14 protein-coding genes are annotated in these 12,507 nt (G+C 68.6%); 1 reads left to right on the forward strand and 13 read right to left on the reverse strand.

The genetic code is table 11. From position 1 onward, the window contains the following. Nucleotides 1–146 precede the first annotated feature (146 nt). The 7 genes from QZ607_RS20970 to fur form a co-directional block, all read right to left on the reverse strand. Nucleotides 147–887 carry an S-methyl-5'-thioinosine phosphorylase gene (locus QZ607_RS20970; protein WP_295886741.1) on the reverse strand — a complete coding sequence of 247 codons (741 nt, stop codon included), beginning with the start codon at nt 885–887 and terminating at the stop codon, nt 147–149. A gap of 278 nt (nt 888–1,165) precedes the next feature. Further along, complete coding sequence (locus QZ607_RS20975) at nt 1,166–1,618, reverse strand: hemerythrin domain-containing protein (RefSeq protein WP_295886744.1); 453 nt, start codon at nt 1,616–1,618, stop codon at nt 1,166–1,168. Nucleotides 1,619–1,899: 281 nt separating this feature from the next. Next, nucleotides 1,900–2,460 carry a hypoxanthine-guanine phosphoribosyltransferase gene (locus QZ607_RS20980; RefSeq protein ID WP_295886746.1) on the reverse strand — a complete coding sequence of 187 codons (561 nt, stop codon included), beginning with the start codon at nt 2,458–2,460 and terminating at the stop codon, nt 1,900–1,902. Between the two features lie 158 nt (nt 2,461–2,618). Continuing rightward, entirely contained in the window at nt 2,619–3,401 is a 783-nt protein-coding gene (locus QZ607_RS20985; protein WP_295886777.1) for an ABC transporter permease, read from the reverse strand. A 64-nt stretch (nt 3,402–3,465) separates the two neighbouring features. Continuing rightward, a complete protein-coding gene (gene nikB / locus QZ607_RS20990; RefSeq protein WP_295886747.1) occupies nt 3,466–4,386 on the reverse strand; it encodes a nickel ABC transporter permease in 921 nt (306 codons plus the stop codon). A 31-nt stretch (nt 4,387–4,417) separates the two neighbouring features. Next, complete coding sequence (locus QZ607_RS20995; protein WP_295886751.1) at nt 4,418–4,906, reverse strand: L,D-transpeptidase; 489 nt, start codon at nt 4,904–4,906, stop codon at nt 4,418–4,420. Nucleotides 4,907–5,024: 118 nt separating this feature from the next. Further along, nucleotides 5,025–5,441: a ferric iron uptake transcriptional regulator gene (gene fur / locus QZ607_RS21000; protein WP_295886754.1), complete on the reverse strand. Its 417-nt coding sequence runs from the start codon at nt 5,439–5,441 to the stop codon at nt 5,025–5,027. A gap of 251 nt (nt 5,442–5,692) precedes the next feature. On the opposite strand from fur, the gene QZ607_RS21005 reads away from it, so the two are divergent. After that, nucleotides 5,693–6,181: an outer membrane protein assembly factor BamE gene (locus QZ607_RS21005; protein ID WP_295886756.1), complete on the forward strand. Its 489-nt coding sequence runs from the start codon at nt 5,693–5,695 to the stop codon at nt 6,179–6,181. 180 nt (nt 6,182–6,361) lie between these two features. Here the strand turns inward: QZ607_RS21005 and QZ607_RS21010 are convergent, their stop codons facing one another. From QZ607_RS21010 to ftsH, 6 genes are all read right to left on the reverse strand, one after another. Continuing rightward, on the reverse strand, nt 6,362–6,676 hold the full coding sequence (locus tag QZ607_RS21010; protein ID WP_295886759.1) for an RnfH family protein: 315 nt from the start codon (nt 6,674–6,676) through the stop codon (nt 6,362–6,364). Next, the gene (locus tag QZ607_RS21015) at nt 6,669–7,103 is read right to left on the reverse strand and encodes a type II toxin-antitoxin system RatA family toxin (protein ID WP_295886760.1); all 435 of its coding nucleotides are present in this window, start codon (nt 7,101–7,103) and stop codon (nt 6,669–6,671) included. Before QZ607_RS21015 ends, QZ607_RS21010 begins: the two co-directional genes overlap by 8 nt. A 1-nt stretch (nt 7,104) precedes the next feature. Then, the gene (locus QZ607_RS21020; protein WP_295886762.1) at nt 7,105–8,475 is read right to left on the reverse strand and encodes a sodium-dependent transporter; all 1,371 of its coding nucleotides are present in this window, start codon (nt 8,473–8,475) and stop codon (nt 7,105–7,107) included. 122 nt (nt 8,476–8,597) lie between these two features. Continuing rightward, nucleotides 8,598–9,938 (reverse strand): phosphoglucosamine mutase, encoded by a 1,341-nt coding sequence (gene glmM / locus QZ607_RS21025; protein ID WP_295886765.1) that lies wholly within the window; start codon nt 9,936–9,938, stop codon nt 8,598–8,600. Continuing rightward, on the reverse strand, nt 9,935–10,747 hold the full coding sequence (gene folP, locus QZ607_RS21030) for a dihydropteroate synthase (RefSeq protein WP_295886767.1): 813 nt from the start codon (nt 10,745–10,747) through the stop codon (nt 9,935–9,937). The genes glmM and folP overlap by 4 nt, the downstream gene beginning before the upstream one ends. A 113-nt stretch (nt 10,748–10,860) precedes the next feature. Then, nucleotides 10,861–12,507 (reverse strand): ATP-dependent zinc metalloprotease FtsH (ftsH, locus tag QZ607_RS21035; protein ID WP_295886769.1); only part of this gene is annotated, 1,647 nt, incomplete at its 5' end.

Genomic DNA, 12,507 nt, shown 5'->3' on the forward strand with positions numbered 1-12,507 from the left:
GCCCATAATAACCCTTGGCGGACCATGGCGCCCGCCCGGCTCAGAAGGGCGTGCCGCCCGCGGCCGGTCGCGTAGGTGCCCGCGGCGGGGCGCAGCGTCACGGCACCCCGGCGCCCGGGAGCGCTGCCGGGGTCAGGCGACGGTCATCAGCCATCCGTCGCAACCGCCAGCAGGAGCCGCCGGACGGCGTCGCCGCAACGGGCCAGGTTCGACTCGATCTCGGCCATGCCCACCTCGCCGGCCGCCTTGCCCGCGGCCCAGTTGACCACGAAGGCCAGCAGCGCATAATCGAGCCCGCGCTCGCGCGCCAGGGCGGCCTCGGGCATGGCCGTCATGCCCACCAGATCGCAGCCGTCGCGCTCCAGACGGCGAATCTCCGCCGCGGTCTCCAGCCGGGGCCCCTGGGTGACGCCGTAGGTACCACCCGCGCGCAGGTCCAGCGCGAGGTGAGCGCCCGCTGACAACAGGGTCTCCCGCAGCGCTGGCGTAAAGGGCGCCGTGAAGTCCACGTGCACCACGTCGCCGTCGGTGCCGTCGTGGAAGGTACCGAGCCGGCCCCAGGTGTAGTCGATGAGCTGATCCGGCACACAGAGCCGCAGCGGACCGCAATCCGGCGCAATGCCGCCGACGGCGCCCAGGGCGATGAGCCGGGTGACGCCGCGGTCGGCGAGGGCCTGGATGTTGGCCCGGTAGTTGATGGCATGCGGCGGGATGCTGTGGCCGGCACCATGGCGCGGCAGGAAGCAGAACTGCCGGCCCTGGTGTGACAGCGTGAGCAGCTCCGCCGACGGGGCACCGTAGGCCGTCTGCACCCATTCGCGGTGGATGACCTCCACCTCCGGCAGGGTGCTGAAGCCGGATCCGCCGATGATGCCGAGCAGGCCCATGCAGGTGCTCCGTGGGCGTTTGGACGCTCGCCTGCGGTGCGTTGCAGCCGGCGCCCGGGTCGTGGGCGACAAAACGCGCGCAGTCTACGCGCCGGCGGCGACTGCGGCAAACCGGCGGGGATTTTCGCCTACGCAGAACATGACAAGGCCGGTGCCCGAGGGCACCGGCCGTGGCGGTGGCAGTCTGCGCCGGCGTGTCGGCGCGGCTTTGGGATTGGAGACCAGAGCGCGGCCGCCGTGCCCTGCGCGGCGCCCCGTCCGAGGCGCTGAGGACGACCTCAGGCGCGCTGCTCGGCGTAGGACGCGAACATGCCGATCTCCACCAGCTTGGGGAACAGCACCTGCTCCTCGCGATCGATGCGGTAAGTCAGCATGTCGAAGATTTCATGGGACTCTTCGAGGAATTCCTCCGTGAAATTGAAATCGCAGTCCTTGAGCCATTTCTTGTAGTACTCGTCGAAGGTGCGCCGCAGCGGCTTCTCACCGCTGATGAAGCCCCAGGCGATGGACTTGACCTTCGGATCTTCGTGGATCAGCAGATTGGGGTACAACTGCCGGTCTTCTTCGGCGAGGTGCGCCTTGACCTTTTTGGCCAGGTCGCACATGAGCTCGTAAGCGGTCTTGGCGTTTGGCCGGATCTTGAGCTGGTCGACGCTCATGATGGAGCGCAGATCGTCGATCATCTGGCGCAGCTCGGCGTGGCTATTGCGATAGCCATCGAGTGATTGCATGACCCATCCTCCTCGTTCGCTGCGGTGAGCCGTCGATGTTGTCACCGCCCGGGGCACCTGGACTTGCGGCACCCGGCGGGCCGGTGTTGCGGTGAAGGCACCGGCAAGACGGCTGCATCGGCCCCGGCGGGTGCCCCGGTGTCGGCCCAGTGTGTCGCGCACCGGAATACCCCCGCATGCGAGCCGTATGTCTGCCATGGTTTAACCCATGGCGTCTGCAATGTCAAAAAGCCCTTCATTATATTAGCGTTTTGCCGAGTGATGGGCCTCTGCTCGGGGCGTCAGATATCTTCATCCGCCGCGGCGTAAATACCCGGCAGATTGCGGAAATAGCGCTTGTAGTCGAGCCCATAGCCCATGACGTAGCGGTTCGGCAGTCGCAGCCCGATGACATCGGGCCGATAAGTGGTCTCTGCCGCGCCTTCCTTCAGCGCGAGCACGGCCGTGGTGACGCTCCGCGCCCCATCCTCGCGGCAGGCAGCGGCAATGGCCTCCATGGTGTGGCCCTGGTCGAATATGTCATCCACCACCAGCACGTGCTCATCGCGCACCGCTTCCACCGGCCGGTGCTGCCAGTGCAGGTCAGCGCCACTGAGTGCCCCGCGGTAACGCGTGGCGTGCGCATAGTCGAGCCGCAGCGGGAACTGCAGGCGCGGCAGCAGCAGACCTGCGACGACGATGCCGCCGGTGACCACTGACAGCACCAGCGGGTCCTTGTCGCCGAGGCGTGCGGCAATGTCCGCGGCCATGGCATCCAGCGCGGCATCGACGCCGGATTGGTCCACCAGGCATTCGGCGCGCGAGAGCACGGCGGCGTAATGATCCGCGGACATCTTCGGCATGGGACGACTCCTAGGGTGTTAGGACGAGCGGGGAGAATGAGCGGGCAGGACGGGCGGCAGGCCCGGGCGCAACTGACAGGGCGGGCTGCGCCGGTAAGTCGGCTCCGGCAGCGGGCTCCGGCAGCGGGCTCCGGCAACGCGCGCAATGCCGGCAGTGCTCAGCGCGAGCGGACATCCAGGCGATCGCGCAGTCGGTCGCCGAGCAGATTGACCGCCAGCACCACGAGCATCAGCGCGGCACCGGGCGCCGCCACCAGGTGCGGCGCCGTCAGCATGTGCGAGACTCCATCGCGAATCATGCTGCCCCAGGACGCGGCCGGCGGCTGCACACCGAGCCCCAGGAAGGATAACCCAGCCTCGGCGACCACGGCACCGGCGATGCCGAAAGTCGCCTCGACGATCAGCGGGGCCGCGGCGAGCGGCAGCAGGTGCCGCAGCAGGATTCGCCCCGGGCCGGCACCCAGGGCACGCGCGGCGAGCACATGGTCGCGACTGCGCAGCGAAAGCACCTGCGCACGCGCCAGGCGCGCGTACCCCACCCAGCTCACCACGGCGAGGGCCATCACCACGTTGCCGAGCCCGGGGCCGAGGATACCCGCCAGCGCAATGGCCAGCAGGATGCCCGGGAAGGCCAGAAAGATGTCGATGATGCGCACCACCACCAAGTCCAGCCAGCCGCCGACGAACCCCGCAACGCCACCCACCAGGGCGCCGACGCCGGCGGAGAGCAGGACGACGCCGAAGCCCACCGCCATGGACGTCCCCGCCCCCGCCGCGAGCCGCGCCAGCACCGGCCGGCCCAGGTCGTCCGCGCCAAGCGCGAGCCCCGGTGCCGGCGGCGCCAGAATCCGCGGCAGATCCACGGTGTTCGCCGCCGTGCCCAGGAACGGACCCGCCAGCGCGGCGATCAGCCACGCCAGCAGCACCAGCCACGGGAACATCCACAGGAGCCGGCGCAGCGGTGCCCGGGCCACGGGCAATCCGGCCCTGGGCTGAGCGGGCGGCTCAGGCGGTGCCGATGCGCGGATCGATCCAGGCATAGGCCAGGTCCGTCAAGGTGTTGACCAGCACGTAGGCGAGGCTGATCAGCAGCACGCAGCCCTGCACCACCGGAAAGTCGCGGGCCTTGATGGCGTCCACCAACAGGCTGCCGATGCCGGGCCAGGCGAACACGGTCTCGGTGATCACGGCGCCGGCGAGCAGTCCGCCGAGCTGCAGGCCGATGACGGTCAGCACGGGCAGCCAGGCATTGCGCAGGGCGTGCCGCCAGAGCACCGCCGTCTCACCGAGGCCCTTGGCCCGGGCGGTGCGCACATAGTCCTCGCCGAGCACCTCCAGCATACTCGCCCGCACCATGCGCGCGAGGATGGCAGCGAGTGCGGTGCCCAGGGTGATCGCCGGCAGCACGATGGACGTCGGGGCCTCGTCACCGCTCACCGGTGTCCAGCCGAGCCACAGCGAGAACACCAGGATCAGCAGCGGGCCGAGCCAGAAGTTCGGCACCGAGATGCCCACCAGCGACAGCGACATGGCCGCCGAGTCCACCGCCGTGCCGCGCCAGCGCGCCGCCAGCACCCCGAGCGGCAACGCGATGACGACGGCGATACCCAGCGCCGCCAGCGCAAGGCGCAGAGTCGCCGGCAGGCGCTCGCCGAGGATGGTCACTACCGGCCGCTGATCCAGGAACGACACACCGAGGTCCAGATGCAGGAGCCCCACGAGATAGCGTTGGTACTGCTCCCACAGGGGCAGATCCAGGCCCAGCGCGGCGCGCAGCGCAGCCCGGTCCGCCGCCTGGGCGCGCTCCCCGAGCATGGCCTCCACCGGGTCCCCGGGCACCAGATGGATCAGCAGGAACACCAAGGTGCAGACGCCCAGCACCACCACGAGGGCGCTCGCGAGACGGGTCAGGATCGCCGCAGGCACGCTGTCCGCAACCGGGCCCCGCGCACCCGTATCAGCCGATGTCCACCGCCGTCCCCACCGGGACGGCGTCGAACAGCTCGGTGAGGTCGACGTCGCGCATGCGGATACAGCCGTGGGAGCGCGGCACGCCCATGGGCTCGGTGGGCGGACAGCCGTGGATGTAGATGAAGCGCCGCAGGCTGTCGACGCTGCCGCCTCGGTTGCGCCCGGATTCGGTGCCCGTGAGCCAGAGGATGCGGGTCAGGATCCAATCCCGACCGGGCTGTCGGGCGGCCAGCGCGGGGCTGAACACCTCGCCGGTCCAGCGCCGGCCGCGGAACACGGCGCCCACCGGGCAACCGGCCCCGATCTTGAGCCGTACCCGATGCCGTCCCCGCGGCGTGCAGCCGCTTCCCTGCGCCTCACCCGGGCCGTTGGCGCCCGTGGAGATGGGGTAGACGCGCACACCGTCAGGGCCGAGCAGGGTCAGCCGTTGTCGCCCGAGGTCGATGCGGATCTCCGGCTGCATTTGCTGGGGCATAGGCTGTGGGGCGCGCGCCATGCACCTGTGCAGTACGCCCGCGGCAGCAGCCCGACCCAGGGCAACACGCGGTCGAGCGCCGGTGGGATGCCTGGGTGCGGCTGCGCGGCGGGTCGTGTCAGGCAGACTCCCGGCACGCTTTGCAGACACCGTAGATAATGAGTGAGTGATCCTCGATCTCGAAGCCGTGCTCGGCGGCGATGGCACGCTGGCGCTCTTCGATGATCTCCGAGACGAACTCCACCACCTTGCCGCACTTGACGCAGACCAGGTGGTCGTGGTGGCCGCCGCGATTGAGCTCGAACACCGACTGGCCGCCCTCGAAGTGGTGGCGGCAGACCAGGCCCGCCCCCTCGAACTGGGTCAGCACACGGTAGATGGTGGCTAGGCCGATCTCCTCGCCGGCGGCGAGGAGCTCCTTGTAGACATCCTCAGCGCTCAGGTGGCGCAGCTCGCTCGTCTCGAGAACATTCAGGATCTTGACCCTGGGCAGGGTCACCTTGAGCCCCGCCTGCTTGATCTGTTGGTTCTCCATCATCGCCTCATCCCCCGAGCCGCAAGCACCTCGAACCGCAAGCATGGGCGCCGCCCCGCACCGGCGAATGATGCATCGCGCCGGCTGGGTTAGACTTGGCCCCCATCCGCACGCCGGCTGCGCACCGGCAGCGCCCTGAGGCGCCCGAGGGGCCTGATGGGCCTGATGGGCTGGCGCGGCGATTCCGCGACGCGCCTGCGCGCCACCATGACCCGGTAGCCGCGGCCGCCGCAACAGATGCAGTGGACCCGATGCGAAAGATTGTCATTCTCCTGATCATCCTGACTATTGCCGCACAATTCGGATGTGCGCGCAACAAGAAGCCCGATGAGTATCACGAGGACGCCATGCTCTCCAGGCTGCCCTTCGTGTACAAGATGCCGGTGCAGCAGGGCAACATTGTCAGCAAGGACATGCTCGATCAGCTGCAGCTCGGCATGAACCGGGCGCAGGTGCGCTATCTGCTCGGCACCCCGCTGCTGACGGACATGTTCCACAGCAACCGCTGGGACTATACGTACACCATGCAGCGCGGCCACCAGCCCATGGAGAAGAAGCCCCTGACGCTATTCTTCGAGGACGATGCGCTGGTGCGCATTGAGGGGTTCGTCCCGCCGGACCCGGACCAGGGCATTCCGGGTGAGGACAACCCGGAGATCATCGTCAAGGTGCCGGACTACGAGGACCGCCCCGGCATCATCGGCCGTACCCTGGACGCGGTTGGGCTGGACCGCGACTAGCGACCCCGCCATCCCTCCTGCCCGCGCGGCGCCGGGCGGTCGGGCGGCTTGCCTGCGAGTCTGAGCCGAGGCCGCCCGCTGCACAACGGTCAGGTCTGCGCCCGCAGCGCAAGGCGATGCCGCGTGAGCAGCCCGCCTGGCCCGTGAGCTCCTGCCGGCATCGGGACCAAGCTCTTGGGCTCAGTCCGCCTTCGCGCCCGCCGGCGTGCTCGCCGTCTCCGCAGCCCGCGCCTTGCGCGCCTGCTTGGGATCGGCGATGAGCGGCGGGTAGATCTCCACCCGGTCGCCGTCGGCAAGGGCCGTGTCGAGCTTGGCCACCTTGCCGAAGACGCCCACCTTGTTGGCGGCCAGATCGATCTCCGGGAAGCGCTGCAGGATGCCCGAGCGCTCGATGGCCTCGGCGATGGTCAGTCCCCGGGGCCCCTGCACCGGCAGCAGGGCCTGCGCCTGCTCGCGGGCATAGGCCACCTCCACGCGAATGGTCTCGTCAGTCACCGTATACCTCGTCGGCGCGTTTGCAGAAGGCATCCACCAGGGAGTTGGCGATGGTGCCGAAGACCCCGCCGAAGGCCTTGTCGATGAGGCGGCCGGAGAACTCGAAGTCCAGCTCCAGCTCCACCTTGCAGGCATCCTCCCGCAGGCGCCTGAAGGTCCAAAGCCCCGTCAGCTTGCGGAAGGGACCGTCGATGAGATCGATGTACATGCGCTCCGGCGGCTCGATGCGGTTACAGGTGGAAAAGGTCTGCCGCACGCCCATGCGCGCCACCTCGATGCGCCCGCAGATCTCCTCGTCCGTGGCCGACAGCAGCTTGGCGGAATTGCACCAGGGCAGGAACTGAGGGTAGCCCTCCACGTCGGCGACGAGCTTGAACATCTGCTCCGCCGAATGCCGCACCAGTGCGCTCTTCTTGATGACAGGCACGTCAGAACAGCCCGATGGCATGCAGGAAGACCAGCACCACGCAGACCGGCGCCACGAAGCGCACCAGCAGCCACCAGGCGCGGTAGGCGAAGCCGTCGCCGTGCAGGCCGAGCTCGTCCTCAGTGGACGCCCGGCGCATAATCCAGCCGGCGAAGATTGCAATGAAGACGCCGCCCAAGGGCAACAGGACGTTGGCGGTGATGTAGTCGAAGAGATCCAGGAAGCCCTTGCCGAACAGCGTGACCTCGGACCAGATGTTCAGCGACAGCAGGCAGGCGATGCCGAGCAGCCAGACGACGGTGCCGCCGAGCGCCGCCGCACGCGCCCGGCTGAAGCCCCGATTCTCCACCAGCCAGGCGGTCATGGGCTCGAGCAGCGAGATGGCGGAGGTCCAGGCCGCGAACACCAGCAGCACGAAGAATACGGTGCCGAACAGCACACCGCCCGGCATCTGGCCAAAGGCGATGGGCAGCGTCTGGAAGATCAGCCCGGGTCCGCTGCCCGGCTCCAGGCCGTTGGACAGCACAATGGGGAAGATGGCCATGCCCGCCAGCAGCGCCACCAAGGTGTCCATCGCGGCAATGATGATGGCGTTCTGGCCGATGGAGGCGCGGCTGTTGAGGTAGGAACCGTAGATCATGATCGCACCCATGCCGAGGCTCAGCGAAAAAAAGGCCTGCCCCATGGCGCTCAGTATGGCTTCGCCCGGGTGGGCGCCCAGCTCCGCGAAGTCCGGATAGAACATGTACTCGAGCCCGGCGGCGAAGTCTCCGGCCTGTGCCGCATAGAACACCATCACCACCAGGAGCAGGAAGAGCGCGGGCATGAGCCAGCGCACGGCCCGCTCCAGGCCGCTCGCGACACCGCGTGCCACCACCAGCACGGTCATGACCATGAAGATGGTATGCCAGGCGAGGAGCCGCTCCGGGTCCGCCACCAGGGCGGCGAACATGGCCTCGGCGGCGGCCGCATCCGCCCCGCCGAAACTGCCGCTGCCGGCGCGGAACACATAGGCCAGCGTCCAGCCGGCGATGACGCTGTAGAAGGACAGGATCAGAAAGCCCGCGAGAATCCCCATCCAGCCCAGCAGCTGCCAGAGCGGACTCACGCCCTCCTCCCGGGCCAGCGCCCGCATGGTGTTGATGGGGCTTTGCCGGCCGCGGCGGCCGAGCATGATCTCCGCCATCATGATGGGGAGGCCGATGGCGGCGACGCACAACAGGTAGACGAGCACGAAGGCGCCGCCACCGTACTCGCCGGCGGTGTAGGGGAAGCGCCAGATGTTGCCGAGCCCCACGGCCGAGCCCGTGGCGGCCAGGATGAACGCCAGCCGCGAGGACCACATGCCATGGATGGAGGTCGTCGATGACATGGAATGCTCCTGTTCGGAAAGACTCCGCGCCCTCGCCGCAGCGCTCGCACCGGCACGGACGCACTGCACCGGCGCTGCATTGTGCTCAAGATGCCCGCGGCGGGGCGACTCCGCGGCAACGCTCAGGCGCCGATCTCTGCACGCACCGTCTCTGCCAGCTGCTCCGCGATGCCCTGCACCTGCTGCGGGTCCATGCCCTCCACCATCACGCGCACGACGGGCTCGGTGCCGGACGGGCGCAGCAGTACCCGCCCCTGCCCCGCCAGCTCCGCCTCCGCCCCCTGCACCGCCGCCTGTACGGCGGGCAGCGTCGTCGGGTCCATGCGGCGCTCAAGGCGCACGTTCACCAGCACCTGCGGGTAGTGCTCCACCTCTGCGGCGGCCTCGGCGAGCGTACAGCCCTGCTCGGTGAGTGCTGCCAGGACCTGCAGCGCGGCGACGATGCCGTCGCCGGTGGAGGTACGGTCGCGGCAGATGATGTGTCCGGACGGCTCGCCGCCGAGCACGCCGTCGCTGACCTTGAGGTGCTCCATGATGTAGCGGTCGCCGACGTTGGTCCGGTCGAAGGCCACGTCAAGGCGGCGCAGCGCCAGCTCCAGGCCCAGGTTGCTCATCAGGGTACCGACCACGGGGCCGTGCAGGCAGCCGGCGGCCAGCCGCGACTTGGCGATGATGTAGATCAGCGCATCGCCGTCGATGACGGCGCCGCCGGCATCCACCATCATCAGCCGGTCGCCGTCGCCGTCGAAGGCGATGCCCAGCGCCGCCTGCTCCTCCAGGACCCGGGCCGCCAGCGTCTCCGGCTTGGTGGAGCCCACCTCACGGTTGATGTTGAGCCCGTCCGGCGCCGCGCCGATGGTGACCACCTGCGCGCCCAGCTCCTCGAACACATAGGGGGCGATGTTGTACGTAGCGCCGTGGGCACAGTCGATGACGATCTTGAGCCCCTTGAGCGAGAGCGCCTGCGGGAAGCTGCTCTTGCAGAACTCGATGTAGCGACCCGCGGCATCGTCCACCCGCTTGACCTTACCCAGCTCGGCGGCGGGGACGGTCACCAGCGGACGATCGATCTCCGCCTCGACGGCGAACTCCACGGCGTCCGGCAGTTTGTCCCCCGCAGCGGAGAAGAACTTGATGCCGTTGTCGTCGTAGGGGTTGTGAGACGCGGTGATGACGATGCCGGCGGCGGCCCGGAAGGTGCGGGTAAGGTAGGCCACGCCGGGGGTGGGCATCGGGCCCAGCAGGCGGATATCGACCCCGGCCGCCACCAGCCCGGCCTCAAGCGCAGACTCAAACATGTAGCCCGAGATGCGCGTGTCCTTGCCGATGAGCACCGTCCCCGCGCCCGTGCCGCCCAAGACGCGACCGGCGGCCCAGCCGAGCTTGACGACGAAATCAGGACTGATGGTGGGCTCGCCGACGCGCCCGCGGATGCCATCGGTGCCGAAGTACTTTCGCTTCAACCAGGTTCCCCTTGCTCGGCAGGAGCTTGTGCCGTGGCAGCGGCAACCGCCGCCACCACCTTGAGCGCATCCACGGTCGGGGCGACATCGTGCACCCGCAGGATGCGCGCGCCGCTCCGGGCGGCAAGCACGGCTGCCGCCAGCCCGGCGGGCAAGCGCTCCGCCACCGGCCGGCCCGTGATGGCCCCGAGCATGGACTTGCGTGAGATGCCCACCAGCAAGGGCGGTCCGATCTCTGCCAGCTCCGGGAGCCGCGCCAAAAGTGCGAGATTATGCGCCAAGCGCTTGCCGAAGCCAAAGCCCGGATCGAGCAGCAGACGCTCCCCTGGCAGACCAGCGGCGAGGCAGGCGGCGATGCGGGCTTTGAGGAAGTTCCCCACCTCGGCCACGACATCGCCATAGGTGGGGCTTTCCTGCATGGTGCGAGGCTCCCCCTGCATGTGCATCAGGCAGACCGGCAGGCCCAGGGAGACCGCCGCCGCGAGGGCGCCCGGCGCACGCAGCGCTCGCACGTCGTTGATGAGACTCGCCCCGGCGTCGGCCGCCGCCCGCATCACCTCGGGCTTGGAGGTATCCACGGACACAGGCACGGGAAGACGCCGCGCCAACGCTTCGATTACCGGCACGACGCGGCGACGCTCATCCTGCATGGACACGGCGTCGGCCCCCGGGCGGGTGGACTCGCCGCCCACGTCGATGATGTCAGCCCCCTCGGCGACCATCTGCTCGGCGCGGCGAAGAGCCGTATCGCGCGCAAAAAAATCACCCCCGTCCGAGAAGGAATCGGGGGTGACGTTGAGCACCCCCATGACGCGGGGGGTGCTCAGGTCTACGCGGCGATCACCGCAGTGGAGAACAGGGCCTTTCAGGTCAGGAGCCGACGGCCGATCCGACGCCGGGCCGCCGGCTGCATCGCTGTCGATCAATGCTCACCCGCAGGGCCACCGATGGGGCCGCCCGAGGGACGCGGGTCGGTGTCCGGCTTGCCGCCGGGCTGGGCCGAAGCCGGCGCATCGGCGCTGCCGCTCGGGGGCTGCGAGGCATCATCGGACCACTGCTTGGGCGGACGCGGCACCCGACCTTCCATGATGTCGGTGATCTGGTCGGCGTCGATGGTCTCGTACTTGATCAGCGCCTGAGCCATCGTATGGAGCTTCTCCATGTTCTCTTCCAGCAGCGACTTCGCCCGCTCGTAGTTGCGGTCGATGAAGTTGCGGATCTCCTTGTCGATCAGGTGCGAGGTCTCGTCGGAGACGTTCTTGTGCTGCGTCACCGAGTGGCCGAGGAAGACCTCCTGCTCATCCTCGCTGTAGGTGAGCGGGCCGAGCTTATCCGACAGTCCCCACTTGGTGACCATGTTGCGGGCAAGCTCCGTGGCGCGCTGGATGTCGTTGGAGGCACCCGTGGTGACCATCTCCGGGCCGAAGATCAGCTCCTCCGCCAGGCGCCCGCCGAACAGCGAGGAGATCTGGCTCTCCAGCCGCTGCTTGCTGTAGCTGAAGCGGTCGTCCTCCGGCAGGAAGAGCGTGACGCCGAGCGCCCGGCCGCGCGGGATGATGCTGACCTTGTGCACCGGATCATGCTCCGGCACCAGGCGGCCGACGATGGCATGACCGGACTCGTGGTAGGCCGTGAGCTTTTTCTCGTCGTCCGACATGACCATGGACCGGCGCTCGGCGCCCATCATGATCTTGTCCTTCGCCTTTTCCATGTCCTCCATGTCCACGAGGCGCTTGTTGGCGCGGGCGGCGAACAGCGCGGCCTCGTTGACCAGGTTCGCAAGGTCTGCACCCGAGAACCCGGGCGTGCCCCGCGCGATCACGGACGGCACCACGTCGTCTGCGCTCGGCACCTTGCGCATGTGCACCTTAAGGATCTGCTCGCGACCGCGCACATCCGGCAGCGGCACCACCACCTGGCGGTCGAAGCGCCCGGGGCGCAGCAGCGCCGGGTCGAGCACGTCGGGCCGGTTGGTGGCGGCGATGACGATGACGCCCTCGTTGCCCTCGAAGCCGTCCATCTCCACCAGCAGCTGGTTCAGCGTCTGCTCGCGCTCGTCGTGGCCGCCGCCAAGGCCGGCACCGCGGTGGCGGCCGACGGCGTCAATCTCATCGATGAAGATGATGCAGGGGGCGTGCTTCTTCGCCTGCTCGAACATGTCGCGCACGCGGGAGGCGCCGACGCCGACGAACATCTCCACGAAGTCGGAGCCGGAGATGGTGAAGAAGGGCACCTTGGCCTCTCCGGCGATGGCACGGGCGAGCAGCGTCTTACCGGTGCCCGGCGGGCCCACCATGAGCACGCCCTTCGGGATCTTGCCGCCGAGCTTCTGGAACTTGGACGGGTCCTTCAGGAAGTCCACGACCTCGACGACCTCTTCCTTAGCCTCCTCGGCGCCGGCCATGTCGGCGAAGGTGACCTTGACCTGGTCCTCGCTCAGCATGCGCGCCTTGCTCTTGGCGAAGGACATGGCACCGCGGCCGCCGGCGCCACCCTGCATCTGCCGCATGAAGAAGATCCACAGGCCGATCAGGATGAACAGCGGGAACCAGTTGATCAGGATCTGCAT

The sequence above is a fragment of the uncultured Thiohalocapsa sp. genome, assembly GCF_913063425.1.
GTDB lineage: Bacteria > Pseudomonadota > Gammaproteobacteria > Chromatiales > Chromatiaceae > Thiohalocapsa.